14 protein-coding genes and 1 pseudogene are annotated in these 15,582 nt (G+C 41.9%); 6 read left to right on the top strand and 9 right to left on the bottom strand.

All coding sequences use genetic code 11. The features are described 5' to 3' along the window. The first annotated feature begins 368 nt into the window (after positions 1–368). Positions 369–458 (top strand): DUF4172 domain-containing protein, encoded by a 90-nt coding sequence (locus ABR397_RS12195; RefSeq protein WP_350305971.1) that lies wholly within the window; start codon positions 369–371, stop codon positions 456–458. 93 nt (positions 459–551) lie between these two features. Here the strand turns inward: ABR397_RS12195 and ABR397_RS12190 are convergent, their stop codons facing one another. From ABR397_RS12190 to ABR397_RS12175, 4 genes are all read right to left on the bottom strand, one after another. After that, positions 552–2,045 carry an aldehyde dehydrogenase family protein gene (locus ABR397_RS12190; protein ID WP_350305970.1) on the bottom strand — a complete coding sequence of 498 codons (1,494 nt, stop codon included), beginning with the start codon at positions 2,043–2,045 and terminating at the stop codon, positions 552–554. Between the two features lie 33 nt (positions 2,046–2,078). Further along, positions 2,079–2,447, bottom strand: a complete 369-nt coding sequence (locus ABR397_RS12185) for a cupin domain-containing protein (protein ID WP_350305969.1) — start codon at positions 2,445–2,447, stop codon at positions 2,079–2,081. 73 nt (positions 2,448–2,520) lie between these two features. Further along, a complete protein-coding gene (locus ABR397_RS12180) occupies positions 2,521–3,822 on the bottom strand; it encodes an NAD(P)/FAD-dependent oxidoreductase (protein WP_350305968.1) in 1,302 nt (433 codons plus the stop codon). A gap of 108 nt (positions 3,823–3,930) precedes the next feature. Next, positions 3,931–4,686 carry a response regulator transcription factor gene (locus ABR397_RS12175; protein ID WP_350305967.1) on the bottom strand — a complete coding sequence of 252 codons (756 nt, stop codon included), beginning with the start codon at positions 4,684–4,686 and terminating at the stop codon, positions 3,931–3,933. 265 nt (positions 4,687–4,951) lie between these two features. On the opposite strand from ABR397_RS12175, the gene uriH reads away from it, so the two are divergent. Further along, a complete protein-coding gene (gene uriH / locus ABR397_RS12170) occupies positions 4,952–5,902 on the top strand; it encodes a uridine-preferring nucleoside hydrolase UriH (protein WP_350305966.1) in 951 nt (316 codons plus the stop codon). A gap of 483 nt (positions 5,903–6,385) precedes the next feature. Beyond that, the gene (locus ABR397_RS12165; protein ID WP_350305965.1) at positions 6,386–7,582 is read left to right on the top strand and encodes an aspartyl protease family protein; all 1,197 of its coding nucleotides are present in this window, start codon (positions 6,386–6,388) and stop codon (positions 7,580–7,582) included. A gap of 73 nt (positions 7,583–7,655) precedes the next feature. Here ABR397_RS12165 and ABR397_RS12160 read toward each other — a convergent pair whose 3' ends face one another. Then, a complete protein-coding gene (locus ABR397_RS12160) occupies positions 7,656–7,892 on the bottom strand; it encodes a helix-turn-helix domain-containing protein (protein WP_350305964.1) in 237 nt (78 codons plus the stop codon). A gap of 148 nt (positions 7,893–8,040) precedes the next feature. Between ABR397_RS12160 and xreR2 the strand changes: the two genes are divergently transcribed. Then, on the top strand, positions 8,041–8,250 hold the full coding sequence (gene xreR2 / locus ABR397_RS12155) for a cell morphology transcriptional regulator XreR2 (RefSeq protein ID WP_166285370.1): 210 nt from the start codon (positions 8,041–8,043) through the stop codon (positions 8,248–8,250). Positions 8,251–8,413: 163 nt separating this feature from the next. Here the strand turns inward: xreR2 and xreR1 are convergent, their stop codons facing one another. Further along, entirely contained in the window at positions 8,414–8,650 is a 237-nt protein-coding gene (gene xreR1 / locus ABR397_RS12150) for a cell morphology transcriptional regulator XreR1 (protein ID WP_031280684.1), read from the bottom strand. Positions 8,651–9,012: 362 nt separating this feature from the next. Here xreR1 and ABR397_RS12145 point away from each other — a divergent pair, with 362 nt between their 5' ends. Beyond that, positions 9,013–10,068 (top strand): UDP-glucose--hexose-1-phosphate uridylyltransferase, encoded by a 1,056-nt coding sequence (locus ABR397_RS12145; RefSeq protein ID WP_350305963.1) that lies wholly within the window; start codon positions 9,013–9,015, stop codon positions 10,066–10,068. 66 nt (positions 10,069–10,134) lie between these two features. Continuing rightward, entirely contained in the window at positions 10,135–11,298 is a 1,164-nt protein-coding gene (gene galK / locus ABR397_RS12140) for a galactokinase (protein ID WP_350305962.1), read from the top strand. 309 nt (positions 11,299–11,607) lie between these two features. Here galK and ABR397_RS25045 read toward each other — a convergent pair. The 3 genes and pseudogenes from ABR397_RS25045 to ABR397_RS12115 form a co-directional block, all read right to left on the bottom strand. Continuing rightward, positions 11,608–12,815 (bottom strand): annotated as a pseudogene (locus ABR397_RS25045) (RNA-guided endonuclease InsQ/TnpB family protein). Between the two features lie 176 nt (positions 12,816–12,991). Next, complete coding sequence (locus ABR397_RS12120; protein WP_350305958.1) at positions 12,992–14,146, bottom strand: acyl-CoA dehydrogenase family protein; 1,155 nt, start codon at positions 14,144–14,146, stop codon at positions 12,992–12,994. Positions 14,147–14,155: 9 nt separating this feature from the next. After that, positions 14,156–15,580 (bottom strand): FAD-binding oxidoreductase, encoded by a 1,425-nt coding sequence (locus tag ABR397_RS12115; RefSeq protein ID WP_350305957.1) that lies wholly within the window; start codon positions 15,578–15,580, stop codon positions 14,156–14,158. Positions 15,581–15,582 lie beyond the last annotated feature (2 nt).

The following is a 15,582-nucleotide window of genomic DNA, read 5'->3' as shown; positions in this document are numbered from 1 at the left end:
CAGTCATCAATAAAGATACAGAATCAATAATGTTATCCGCTTAATATTCAGGCAAAAGGTTATAACAAAAAATCGGCGATGTCTTGATGATTAGGCGAATTAATCCCCAATAAATTTAATAAAACGTGATTTGCATCACAAAATAATGCCAATAATCTCGCTAAAAATCCGTCTTAATGAATTAAGTAACTAAAATTTTATTAACTAAATTTCCCTTATTCGGTTTATAGACTTTGCATTAATCACCAAAAAGACTTAACTCTATATTTTTTATGATATTGAAAAAAATCAGGTATCATGGGCTATCTCATTAACCTCAGCTCAATCTGAGCCAAATAAGCTTTTTATTCGACTCACAGGAGAAACCAATGTGGATCTGGGAACAACCGAACTGGCTTAAATTCCATTGGAATGCCGACACGATTGTGCCATTACTGCAAGATGCGCATTTTACCTAAGGGTTGTGTAGGCAGATGAAGATGCCAAGCAAGCAACCCTTGATAGCCCCTTTTACCGCTCAGGGGCCGTCCTCTCCTAATTCAGAAATAAAATCAATAACGAACCATAACCGATTTCAATTCAGTATAGTGCTCAATAAAAGCACTGCCGAATTCACGGCCAATACCTGAAGATTTCGTACCGCCGAACGGTAATGCCGGATCAAGGAATGTATGCATATTGACCCAAACAGTCCCGGCTTCAATACGCGGGATCATACGCATAGCTTTGCTCAGATCATTGGTCCATAAACTCGCTGCTAAACCAAACGGCGTGCTGTTCATCAACCCAATCATCTCTTCCTCATCGTCATAACTGAGGAAAGTGCCTACAGGACCAAATGTCTCTTCCTTCATCAATGAATCTTCCGGGCTGTTAGCACGAATAACGGTTGGCGCCACAAAGTAACCAGGCCCTTCCAGAGCATAACCGCCATAAACAATTTCACTGCCTTCCTGACGGGCTTTGTTAAACAGGGACAGTATCTTGTTGTAGTGCTCTTTGTTCGCCAGTGGTCCCATTTCTGTTGATTCATCCAGCGGAGAACCAATGTTCATTGCAGCAAGTCTTTCAGACAACAATTTCAGCACTTCATCCATGCGGCCAGCAGGAATATAGAAACGTTCAGCCGCAGCACAAATTTGCCCTTGATTGAGATAACCCGCTTCCAGAACACCATTAACAATCTTTTCAGCAGACATATCCGCCAAAAACGCCGCGCCGTTTTTACCACCAAGCTCCAACGTAACGCGAGTCAATCCCTGTTCCATCGCTGATTTACCCACAGCAATACCGGTTGGCACAGAGCCGGTAAAGGTGACTTTGGCACACAATGGATGACTTATCAGCGCAGGGCCTAATACTGAACCTGAACCATTAACCACATTGATGACACCATCGGGAATACCTGCCTCTTTTGCCAATTCAGCCACTCTGAGCATTGTCAGCGGTGTGTATTCGCTTGGTTTCAACACAATGGTACAACCACAGGTCAGTGCAGCCGCCATTTTCCAGATGGCAACGATGATGGAGAAATTCCACGGAATGATCCCTGCCACAACACCAATCGGCTCACGGCGAGTAAACGCCGTGTATTGTTCACCTTTAAAAGAGGGCAAAGAAACATTCAGTGTTTCACCACTGATCTTACTTGACCATCCGGCAAAATAACGCAGGAACTGAACAGAAGAATCAATTTCCAACATGCGGGACAATTGGATAGTTTTACCAGAGCAAACACTTTCCAATTGCGCTAGTTCTTCCCGATGTGCCAGTAATAAATCTGCCAGACGATTCAAGCAGTTACCACGCTCCATAGGTGAAGTTTGCGCCCACACGCCATGAAATGCAGCATCTGCCGCTTGCATAGCCGCATTGACTTCCGCTTCACCGCCTTGATTCACTGTCGCAATCACTTCATCAGTCGCAGGGTTCACCACGGAAAATGTTTCATACCCCTGACCATTGACTAATTGACCATGAATATAATGACCATGATTGCGTTGCAGAAAGGCCGTAACCTGCTGTAACAGGGTTATATCACTCATTACTTAACTTACCTCTGATCAAACGGGTGCTTTTTAGCCTTTAACACAAGCCAGATAATGCTTCACAAAACGGTCGGCGGTCACTTCCCACAGCACTTCAGTTCCTTTCGCGGCAAACCAGGAGTCCCCCGGATGATATTCAACTGTTTCACTGGTTTTCATATCGGTCAGTTTTACCGAGCCTTCCGAGACGGTTGCGTGCTCATCAAACGGATACACCATACTGAATTTTCCACGGGTACAGGCAAAAATGCCGCAAGTCAAGTTATCAGTCGGTTCACCAAATATCATTGCAACACTGGCTTGTGGATCACCTTCCACAACGGTAGAACCCAGATTGCTTACGCTACCAATGTCCAACAGTTCAGGCAGTGATTTGTTCAGTAAAAGTGATTTAATCATGATGTTCTCGCTTCAAATAAAAGAATTTATAAATCGTTCAGTGAACGCTATTGATACCGAAAATCTCAATAATTTAACGGCGGCCTTTCCAGTACCCTGACGTTTGATGCCAAATCTTGCCCGCCGACACCATCAGATGTCGTAACGTATCTTTGCCAATAATGTTTGCATGAGGAATTGAGCTCATCAGATCATAGCGCTCAGATCCTTCACTTATCCCCTCAGCCAGGACCTTACAAACGATATGGCTTGGCGTTACCCCAAAGCCGGAATATCCCTGCACGTAGAACACATTATTATGCTGCGGCAAAGAGCCGATTTGCGGGAACAGGTTGGCGCTGCAACACAATGGTCCTCCCCATGCCAATTCAATTTTCACATCTTTCAGATAGGGGAAAACCTTCAGCATCAAATGGCGATTCCAAGCTTTCAAATCCGATGGAATGTGTTCAATTAAAGGTGTTGTACTGCCGAACAGCAGGCGGTTTTCGTTAGTCACCCGGTAGTAATCGATAACCGGACGAATATCACTGTATGCACCACGGATCGGGCTGATTTTTTTGATCAAATCATCCGATAATTCTTCCGTCATTAGTTGGAAGGCATAAGTGTTAATTGTCTTCTTGTAGATGTACGGCTCAAGGCCATTGAGGAAACCGTTACAAGCCCACAGCATTTTATTGGCGCGAACAGACCCCATCGAGGTACGAACTGTCACTCTGGAACCATATTCAACATTCAGCACCTGGCTATTTTCAAAGATTTTTACGCCAAGTTCTGTCGCGGCTTTAGCTTCACCCAATAACAGGTTCAGGGAGTGAACATGCCCGCCGCCCATATGCTTCAACGCACAGGTATAGACATCAGAACCCACAACCTTTTTCACATCAGAGCCGGTATATAGTTCAATTTCTTCATCAGGAGAAACCGCTTGGAAATCTTTCAGCCAGCCACGTAACGTTTTTTCCTGCCGCTGATTAAATCCAAGATAGCCATAACCACGGCAGAGATCGGCGTCAATGTTATATTTTGCAATACGATCACGAATGATGCCGGCGCCGAGGTTGCTGATCTTAAAGATCGTCTCCAGCCCTTTTTCACCAACATGCCGCTTGATCACTTCCAGATCATGACCAATACCCGCCATAACCTGACCACCATTACGTCCAGTACCACCATAGCCAAGATGACGCCCTTCTAGGATAGCAATATTGGTGATGCCTTTTTCCGCCAGTTCAAGCGCGGTATTGATACCGGAAAATCCACCGCCGATAATGACGACATCCACATCCAGATCTTCTTTTAATATCGGAAAACGAAGATCATATTTCTTGGTCGTTGCATAATAAGTTAATGAATCAACATTATTGTTCATGTGATACCCCAATTAGCATCTGACATAATCACCGGATTATCTGTAGTGCGGAGTCACATCACCATGTCCCTTTAGGGATATTTGCAACACTGTATTAACAATTGTGACTCAAGCGAAATAACGTACAGAAGGCGTCAAAAACAGGCTAAACAGCTCTGCTTGTGATCTGATTTGCAGTTTTTGATAAATATTTTTCCGGTGGTTTTTCACTGTTCCAGTACTGATAAACAGTTTCTCAGCAATCTGTGGAGATCCTTTACCTTGCAATATCAATTCAACAATCTCACATTCTCTTGGCGTCAAAGCATAACGGGCTTGGGTATCCAGACAAACCATGTCGGCAGAAGAAGCCTGCTGCATCATTCCACCATGTAACCGGGCGACACTGCGAATAATTTCCAGCGTTGTTCGCAGGTTTTTCTGGTGTTGTTTTTGTATGAAAAATGGCTGATTCTCATTACCAAAAAACAGGCCAAGCTGCCTTTGAGGAGAGAGTTTCAGTAAAACGCCCGCTTCATCCCGCCAGCCAGTTTTACGATAAAAATTCAGATAGTAATCAGTATGATAAAATCCTGTAGGAACGAGTTCCCGTAAGGTAAGCAGATCAGTCTCAGCGCCCTTTGCCAAAGCCTGATAGAAAGGATCTTGCAGATAAGCGCCCTGTTGATAAATCTGGTTTACCGCATCGCTGTTTTTCTTCTCTGCTTTACTTAAACAACGCGGAGGAGCGCCTTGCTCGAAGGCATAGACAATGGCGTTATCAAAAGGAATAAATTGTTCCAACCAGTTAAGTAAATTAGGATAAAATTCACTGGTTGCCACAGATTCAATCACTGCTGATAATCTATCTACATGAATATCCATTCCAGCCCTCGCAATTATTAAGAAATTAACAATAAATCCGAAGTAGATATTGCCCGCCAATTCCATAGCGAAACTATATAAGAATCACACTCAAACTGGTTATACAACTCAATTGTTGTTTATATGATAATAAAATCACAATTATGAAACATTTTATTCATTATTTATGAGAACCTTCACACAAGCATCAGATCTCATTACTGAATAGATTCTTTAACTGAATTATTCTCATTCTCTATATCACTTTCTTTGATAAGGAGTAAAAATGGCCGCTAAGAAAATCATTCTTGATTGCGATCCGGGGCACGATGATGCCATTGCTATGTTACTGGCACATGGCAATCCTAATATTGAGCTATTAGCCGTCACCACTGTTGCCGGTAATCAGACATTGGATAAAGTCACTCGCAATGCGCTGGCGATAGCGCATATTGCCGGTATTAACGGAGTGCCCTTTGCCGCAGGCTGTCATCGCCCATTGGTCCGTGATCTCGAAACTGCACCCGATATTCACGGTGAATCGGGTCTGGGAGGCGTGAAACTCCCGAAACATTCACGGACGCTTGATCCCCGCCACGCGACGGATCTGATCATTGATACCATCATGTCTCATCCACCTAAAACAGTAACACTGGTTCCTGTCGGCAGTCTGACCAATATTGCTCTCGCTGTCCGTAAAGCGCCACAGATCGTCGAGCGGGTAAAAGAAGTTGTCTTAATGGGAGGTGGATATCACACGGCTAACAGAAGTGCAGTTGCAGAATTCAATATCAAAGTTGATCCGGAAGCAGCACACATTGTTTTCAATGAAAAATGGCCGCTGACGATGGTCGGCCTAGATCTAACACATCAGGCACGAGCCACGCAAGAAGTCAGGGACGCGATTTCACGTATCAATACCAAAACTTCCCGGTTTGTCACGGACATGCTGGAATTCTACGGCAAAAGTTACCAGAAGAAACACGGCTTCAATTGCCCTCCAATACATGATCCTTGTGCTGTCGCCTATGTGATTGATCCTACAGTGATGACAACGCAAAAAGTACCGGTCAATATTGAACTGAACGGCACCTTAACTGTCGGTATGACAGTCGCGGATTTCCGTTTTCCACTACCAGAAAATTGCCACACCCAAGTTGCAGTCAAATTGGAGCAACAGCGATTCTGGCAATTGATCATTGATGCGTTGAGCAACATTGGCGATACCTGCAATTAAGGTGGAAAATCATTTCAGGCATAAGATTCATAATTAAAGCCGTTATTTAATACTAAACGGCTTTCAACGCTACCTTAAATAGCGAATATCGGCAAGCCAGACGCCATAATCTAAATCCACGAGCATTTTTCCAGATCATGAATACCACGTTCGAACAATTCCAGAACGATTTGTTGCTTGATAACGGAATATTCCATCTCATTAATCGTGTTCACCATCACTACAGCTGGAATCTACAGCTCCGTATCCTTATACAGTAACTGACTGAATTTTATGTCAACCGAGTATAATGATGCGGTTGTTTATCTCTGGTTTTACTAAAGAAGCGGATAATAATATTCGAAACAAAGTTAACCTATAATGGCAACACGTGCTTATCCCACGTCATGCCGCTACATGTTATTTGCTTCCATTGCAGCATGTTGAACTTTTACTGAACCGTAGACTTTCATCTTCCACACCACAGAAAAGGAATCCAATCCTATGAAAAAACAGGGCAAAATAACCTGCCAGGCACTTATTACCGCTGGCTTGCTGACACTGCTTACCGGCTGTAGTCATATAGAAAAACGCCATATTCCCGAAGTAAATAAGCCGGTCCTCTCTACTAAACTGAATATCCATCAACCTACCACGATCATAGTTCCTGTCACGATCTCCGGTAAAAAATATCAATTCCTGCTGGATACCGGGGCCAGTTATACCTTCATTGACAATGAACTGGCTAAAACACTGACCCAAATCACGCCAGAATCAAACATACCGGTGACATTCCACCATATGTTATCCGATGGATTAATTACAACCAGTGAAAAGCGATTACACAAAGATGAGCTGACATTATGGCAACCCCTTGCTATTACCATCGGTAATTATAGCGTGCCGGCTTCTGATCCCTGGATTGGCATTGATATGAATCTTTTCAATCAATCCATTGGTCAGAAGCTGGATGGCATCCTTGGAATTGATACTTTCCGCCAATTAAACTGGGAAGTGAATAATTTGAACCATACCCTGACAGTATGGCGCCATGCACCTTCAATCCTGAGTTATCAGCAATGTGAACCTTACAGTGACATCTATGGGAAATCTCCCGCAATCAAGGTTTCTAATGTCATTTTCAACATAGATACCGGAGCTGATTATAGCTATGCTTCTCAAGAATTTATTGAATATCTGAAAAAAGATCATAAAGATAAAATTTCTGAAGGAATCAATGTTAAATACGCCTCTGCTGGTGGACTTGCTAGTGGGAAAGAGTACCTGATTGACGGCTTTTATTTACAACAACTGCCTGTTGGTCGTCTGAAAGTCAGTGAAAATAAAAACGACCAATACTATCTTGGTATGAGTTTCCTCTCTCGTTTTGATGACTATCTATTTATTCCCAATAAAATGTTACTCTGTTTTAATGCCAAGAACTTCACCCGTTATGACAGTAAATTACTGCGCACGATTGCAGTTCGCTATTTTAATAATAAATTAGAGATATTTTACAACGAGCCAAAAGATATTGAAAAATTTGGATTAAAAAACGGTGATATTGTGCTGGAAGTTAACAACCAGAAAATCCTTCCTGAGGATATAACCTATCTTCGTAATCAATTATCGGAGACACCATCGGGTAAACTGACAATAAAAATTGAGCGGAATGGCGCCCAACAAGTCATTAATATTTAATCACGCCATTTATAAAGGGAGAACTTGATTCTCCCTTTATAAACTATTCCTCAAAATAAGGGGAAAAGTACGGCTAGCTTTTTGGTTTTGTACTGAAATCAAACAACTCTGTCAACTCAATCTGCAAACCACTTGCAATGATATTGATGATTTCAAGCGTAGGATTTCTGATCCCCCGCTCAATGCCGCTGATATAGGTACGGTCAATTCCACATTTATCGGCAAAAGCTTCCTGAGACATTCCAGACGATTGTCTGAGATGCCTAACTCTTTGTCCAAACAGGGATTTTACAGCATTTGGCTTTTTCATCTAATAAGTATCGAATTATGTTACTTATCAGACCACGGACTATAAGTCACTTTTCTCGGTAAGTTATGTTATCATATGTGACTTATAGTCTACTATGTAACGATTTATCTTTTTATATCAAAGTTATCCGTAACGTGGAGAATTAATGATGAAAAATCAGGACTGGCACCCAGCAGACATCATCGCTGCACTAAAAAAACGAGGAACATCGTTAGCAGCAGTTTCAAGAAAGGCAGGGTTAGCCTCATCGACCCTTGCCAATACCTTGCAACGCCGTTGGCCCAAAGGGCAGCGGCTCATTGCAGATGCTTTAGATTGCGATCCTGCCGAGATATGGCCTTCGAGGTACATGAGGTAAGTGGCTGTAGATCAAAATGGCGTAGCTCATCAACGATGATGAGCTACATCAACATGTTTTATGTCAATCGTTGAGATAATGATGAATATGGCAAAAAAATAAAATCTTCCAGAAGGTAATGACGAAACAAAAAGGTAATGAAATGATGTGAGAATAAAGTTAATTAACTCTTTTGTTCTGCACTAAAATCAAACAGATCTTTCAACTCGATCTGCAAACCATTTGCGATAACATTGATAACTTCAAGTGTGGGATTCCTGACTCCACGTTCAATACCGCTGATATAAGTACGATCAAGCCCACATTTATCAGCAAAAGCTTCCTGAGACATACCAGATGTCACTCTGATATATCTAACTCTTTGTCCAAAAATAGATTTTATCGTATTAGGCTTTTTCATCTGATAAGTATCGAACGATGTTACTTATCAAACCACGGACTATAAGTCACGCTTTCCTATAAGTCGTGCCACTAATTTGATTTACAAGGTATCATTGGTCATTGTGCTACCAAAGAGGATTCGACAAAGAAGAAATGACGGGTTTATTTGTTATGGAATTGTAAATGTTACCATTTGGTCGGGATACAATTTAGAGTTACAACATTATCATTAAATACAATTCTTGATACTTGCTTTTATTCGTATGCGTGATTGATATCTCAGATTGGTCTTGAGGCCCATTGTTACACTGCGGTCAGTTCAAGTATTAACAAATATTTTTACAAATGATGTTGGAAAATACAAATAAAGTAGAGACGGTTATGTCTAAGATTGAATTTAATCCTGTTGAACATCCCCATCGTCGTTATAATCCTCTAACCGGGCAATGGGTTTTGGTCTCTCCCCATCGAGTGAAGCGGCCGTGGAGTGGGCAAGATGAGCAGTCACTAATAGACGATATCCCAAACTATGATGAGCAATGTTTCCTTTGTCCATCAAACGTGCGTATTTCCGGTGAGCAAAATCCTGCTTATCAAGCAACGTTTGTTTTCAATAATGATTTTTCGGCTTTAATACCAGATTCGCCTGATGTACCACAATCGCATCACCCGCTATTTAAAACGCAAGGAGTACGGGGATTAAGCCGCGTGATCTGTTTTTCTCCTGATCACAGTAAAACATTACCTGAATTGTCTGTTAAACTCATTCGTCAATTAATTGATACCTGGAATGAACAAATTGAAATACTGGGTAAAGAGTATCTCTGGGTGCAATTATTTGAGAATAAGGGAGAAACAATGGGGTGTTCTCAGCCTCACCCGCATGGGCAAATCTGGGCAAATAGTTTTTTGCCAAATGAAATTGAGCGTAAAGATAAACAGTTGCGAGCTTATTACCAGGAACATAATTCTAACTTACTGGTGGATTATGTTCAGGCTGAATTAGCTGATGGTAAGCGAGTCGTGGTTAATACGATGCATTGGTTGGCGGTTGTGCCTTATTGGGCAGCATGGCCTTATGAAACCATGTTGTTACCTAAAGTTCATGTTCGTCGTATGAATGAATTAACAGATGGACAACTCGGTGATTTAGCGGTTGCACTTAAAAAACTCACCAGTCGTTATGACAATTTATTTCAAAGTTCTTTTCCTTATTCTATGGGCTGGCATTTTGCCCCGTTTTTTGAACAAGATACAGATATTGAACATTGGCAATTACACGCACTTTTCTATCCGCCGTTATTGCGGTCTGCTACCGTGCGAAAATTCATGGTGGGTTATGAAATGTTTGCTGAAACGCAACGTGATTTAACCGCAGAGCAAGCAGCCAAAATTCTGCGTGCTTTGAGTGACATGCATTATAAAGAGCAAAAGTGATTATGCCCGGTGGCGATATTTCATTGAAAGTGTTGTGCATTTAACGCTATATTTGAGAATAACGTGATGAAAATTTTAATTAATTGCGCTAAAGGTATGTTTAATTCAGTATTCCATTGTACACCAACGCATATTATTCAAGCGCCAGGTCGGGTTAATTTGATTGGAGAGCACACTGATTATAATGATGGTTTCGTATTACCATGTGCCATTAATTACCACGTTGTGGTTGCCGCGGCGAAACGGCAGGATAATATTATTCGTGTTGTTTCAGTTGATTATGGTAATCAATTAGATGAGTTTGATATCAGTCAACCTATTATATTTCACGAAAGTAAAATGTGGGCTAATTACATTCGAGGAGTTGTGAAATATTTACTCCGTCGCGGATATACATTTAAAGGGGCAGATATTGTAGTGACTGGAAATATACCGCAGGGAGCGGGATTAAGCTCATCGGCTGCATTGGAAACGGTTATTGGTCAAACATTTAAAACCCTTTACCACTTAACCATTAGTCAAACAGAAATTGCGCTAAATGGGCAGCAAGCAGAAAATGAATTTGTAGGCTGCCATTGTGGCATTATGGATCAATTAATTTCAGCAGAAGGTAAAAATAATTATGCGTTATTAATTGATTGCCGGCATTTAACTATTCAGGCTGTATCTATGCCTAAAGATATAGCGGTTATTATAATTAATTCGAATAAAAAAAGAGAATTGGTTAGCAGTGAATACAATATTCGCCGGGCTCAATGTGAGCAAGCAGCGGCATTATTTGGTGTTAAGGCTTTGCGTGATGTGACAATAGATGAGTTTGAAAAGCGCATTTCTGAGCTTGATGGGATAGTCGCTAAACGTGCACGCCATGTAATCACAGAAAATGAGCGTACACTTTTGGCAGCAAAAGCGTTAATGGCAGGAGGTGATATGCCATTAATAGCAGAACTCATGACACAATCACATCAGTCAATGCGTGATGACTTTGAAATTACCGTACCTGAAATTGATATCTTGGTTGATATTGTGAAGCAAGTTATCGGTAAACAGGGTGGGGTAAGAATGACAGGAGGGGGATTTGGCGGTTGTGTGGTTGCTTTAGTGCCGAAAATACAGGTTGATGCTGTTAAGGCTGCGGTAGCACAACACTATTTTGCATCGACAGGTCTGAAAGAAACCATTTATGTGTGTCAGGCTACGGATGGCGCGAATCTGGTTGAAACCCTATAGGGAGAGCATAAAAAAGTCTGGGGCACTCTATTCAATCGGCGAGAGAATGAGCAACTAAACGCACTTATCGGGCATCTCATCATGAAAGCCTATGTCGTTAAAATAGTACTTCGGGGTGTTAGTCCTATGGTCTGGCGTCGCTTCAGGCTATCAGGCGAGACTTCTTTAGCGGCTTTTCACTAATATCATTCAAAGCGCTCAGGGATGGCATGATGATCACCTTCATCAATTCCATATTTTTGACATCCTCCCCCCACTTTCATACTTCGTGACTCAAGATGGGGATCCCCGTTAGTGGGCGACGACTGATCACTCTGCGTCTGGTTCCTGCTTCAACGGGCAGCCTGACAGCACCGTCCCTCCACAGGCAAGCACAGCATGCCCTGCCGCTAAAATGTTACGAGCGCCGTTTACATCTGCATTCGCGGTATATCCACACACCTGGCACACAAATTTACTCTGCGACAAGCGGTTCTCTTTTGCTGTATGACCGCAACATGCGCACCGCTGGCTGGTGTATGCCGGCGGGACTGCCAATACCTGACCGCCGCGCCAGAGCTGCTTATATTCTAGCTGACGGCGCATTTCATACCAGCCCTGCTCCAGTATCGCGCGATTTAAGCCTGTTTTAGCCCGAACGCTCCTTCCGGGCTGTTCTGCCGTGCCTTCGCTGACTTCGACATATTACTGACCTTCAAATTTTCAATCACGATCATCGCGTGGTTTTTGCTTATTTTCGTGGTGGTCTCATGAAGGTAGTCGCGGCGAATATTGGCAATATGCGCGTGCAGACGCTGAATTTTTCGCTTCTGTTTCTGCCAGTTGGCGCTGAACTTCACTTTGCGGCTTAATTGTCTCTAGCGCTTCGCCAGCTTGCGCTGGCGGGTTTTAAAACTGTTGACCGGTTCGTATATCGTACCGTCTGAGAGCGTCGCCAGTTTCGATATCTCGGCATCCAGACCAACTATTGTTGTTGATTCATGGTGGGGCTCAGAGGCTTCTATCTCGACTTGAAACGACACAGACCACTTACCCGCTGACTGGCTGATCGTGGCATTTTTGATTTTGCCGTTCATATCCTGCGATTGCCGGAATTTTATCCATCCGAGCCCGAAAGGAAGCCTGACTCGGCGATTTTCAAGGAGACAATATTTTTCAAAATTGACGAACCGGATTGAATCCCTGCCGTCATTTTTTCGTTTCCATACAGGCGCTTTCTCGGCCAGTGTTTTATCGAAGCAGCGCCTCCATGCCCCATGTAAATCTTTAAGTTTTTGTTGAAGGTTATCGGTGTAAGCTTCCTGTAAGAAGGCGTATTCCAGTGTTTTTTTCCACCCCGTGAGCATTCGGTTTAGTTCAAACGCTGAGGGAAGTTTTCCGCCGGGATCCAGAATGTGTTTTGTTACCTCAAGTCCGTGATCCCAGACAAAACGAACACACCCGCATAACTGCCGCAAACGCGACGACTGCTCTTCAGTTGGCTCTAGTACTACAGCCGTACTTACTTTTTTCAACAGAAAAGACACTCATAGAAAAGCTTAATTCATGCGGTTTCTCAGAGTTGTGAGCATCAAGGAAAATGCAACTTTCTGGTATCTACGGCTGTAGTATGTAGTACTAGTTCAACATCTTCATATTCAAATGTAAGGAGACATCAGCCAACTTTTTTCTTATTGACTATGAATTACCAGCTTTAAATGAATGGGTGATTTGTCTTTTTATCTAACAAAAGTTGTCCGCTAGTTTGGAGGATATTCTCCTGAGCAACAGCATGCTGGCATATGGTATTAACGTCTCGTAACCACCGGTCCATAGGTGTTTCATTTTTATAGATAGATGCCCCTCCAACTAAATCATAAATAGTTGAAACAATACGGCGAGCCGTTTGGAAAGCGTTTTGCCTTGCTAAGGCAGGTAGAGCCCTTTGCTCGATATTGAGCTTTCTAGCCTGTTCCAAAGTTTGCCATTGCTCAGTTAATGAGGAATAGACAGCACATCTAGCAGAAAAAAGCTCCATCTCACACTTTGCAACTGCGATCTGTATTCTTGGACTCTTCGACCATAAGGTCTGTGTTGTACGATCAAACTTTAAATCGGCTAAAGAACGGACATAATTAATAGCCGCCCGCGCTATACCTAATGGAATGCCAGACATGTTGCGCAATATTGCATCCGGTGTATCGTGCAGAGGGCCAGTTCGATGTGGTTCATAAAAGCTGAAACTATGTTCTTTTGGAACGAATAAGTCTTTTGCGGAATAATCTCTGCTACCGCTACCAACTAATCCTGTAGTGAACCAACCATCACCTAACTGATATTCATTTGGGCGGGCTATCATTACACGCCAAATGGGGGAGCCATCCTCATCTAAAACCTTTTCATCATTATTGTAGATATAACAGCCAGCAACAAGGAGGTCACAATGACTTAATCCACTGCCAAACCGCCAGTTACCATTAACCAGATATCCTCCATCTACTTCAGAAGCTATTCCTTGTGGATGAATCCAACCAGCAGTGATTGTATCCAACGTAAAAAGTTTCTTAGATGTAGATTCTTGTAAATATCCCGAATAGATGCCAGAGTCGCTGCCAATCATCGCACACCAAGCTACAGCTGTATCAGCGATTGCAATCTGCTCAATCACTTGGGTTTGCTGCATAGAATTAAATTCAAGTCCCCCCCAGCTTTTTGGCATATTCATTCTAAAAATGCCAATACTGCGGAGTTCCTCAATTATATCATTCGGCAACCTTCGCTCATTTTCGATTTCTTGAGCTCGGCTAGATAAAGTTTGTATAAAATTCTTAGTATCAGATAGTATTTTTTTAAACGTTATATCAGTCATTTATTCTACCTATAGATATCTATTATTGCTAATTAAATTATTTTCATCTAAATATGACTTGATGTCTTTGATGAAATCAATTTCACTATTATTTGGTGTAATTATTTTTGCCCAGTGTGAGTGATCTATATCTAAACGATAAGGTACAAATCCATGTTCATTAAATTTTTGATGCAAAAGGTCCAGTGCGAGGAATGCACTATTTTTCTCATTTGAATTTTTATCAAAACAAATAGAAACTACCAGATCAATGATACTTCCGCTTAGAGAATTAATTGTAGCTCCACATAGGATGCCAGTCTCACTATGTATTTCATCAATGATATCGTAAGCTTTACTCAAAGCCTGTGGGGTAAATGGAATTAGCGGCAAGAAGAAAATCCAGCCTTTGGATTTACTATCTATCGTATCATGGTTGCCATCTAACGTTTGAGATAATAATTCATCATTATACGAAGTGTCGCCCACGTGAGCTGCTTCAATCAATTTAGCAATTACATCTTTCTTAGATTCACCATCATCTGAAAAAACTATATCATTGAAAATTCCGCTGCGCTCACACTCTTTGATAATAAAAGTAGTTGTCAATTCGACATGCTCCTTAAGACCATCAATACACATATGTATGGTATAAGTATTATTTTTACCGCCATATGTTTTGTTGGCCGTTGTGTCATATATTTTCAATACACCACTATTGATTCTATTGGCGACCCATCTTTGTAACTCTGAAATTGCTTTTGTTAGATTCACTCGTTGGAAAGTGAAACGAAGTATTCGTGTAAATTCCGCTCTCTGGTGTAATTTAATTACCCCGGAGGTCACTATTCCAAAATTTGATTGAGTAAAGAATTGAACCAAGGAAGGTCCAACTCCATGTGGATATATTGGTGTTTTCTTCTCTGTTGGCCACCACCCAACACGGATGAGTTTGCCGCTAGGAAGTAATACCTCAAGTCCCATCAAGTCTTCAGTTCTCTGGTGGCGTATTCCTACACCTCGATCCATAGAATTGCCGAGGAAGCTTGAATGGGCTGAAGAAGCTGTAATGTTGATAAACCTGTTTGAACCTACAAGCTTTTTTGATAATTCCCCTTGTGTCACACCAGGTTCAATCACTGCCCATCCTCTTTCTAAATCAATTTTCTGGATACTATTTAATTTTTTTAGTTCTAATAAGTACGAACCATCAGCCATATCCTCTTTAGAACCAAGCCCCCAGTTATATCCTACGCTTACTGGGTGAAGTCTGACGTTTGGAAAGTCTTTTGCTAAAGAGACGATCTCTATAACGTTGTGAAGTGTTTTAGGCGTTATAACCCCATTAATTCGACGTTTTTGATATCCACTGACGTTGTCAGATAAAAACTCACAAAAATGAACACTATCCTTACCAATCTTGTTTGAAACTTGTTCTAAAAATTGATCATTCATTA

The sequence above is a fragment of the Photorhabdus viridis genome, from assembly GCF_040256935.1.
In the GTDB taxonomy this organism is placed as follows: domain Bacteria; phylum Pseudomonadota; class Gammaproteobacteria; order Enterobacterales; family Enterobacteriaceae; genus Photorhabdus; species Photorhabdus viridis.
The sequence above is the reverse complement of the archived record's forward strand: the minus strand, read 5'-3'. Positions and strand labels throughout refer to the sequence as shown.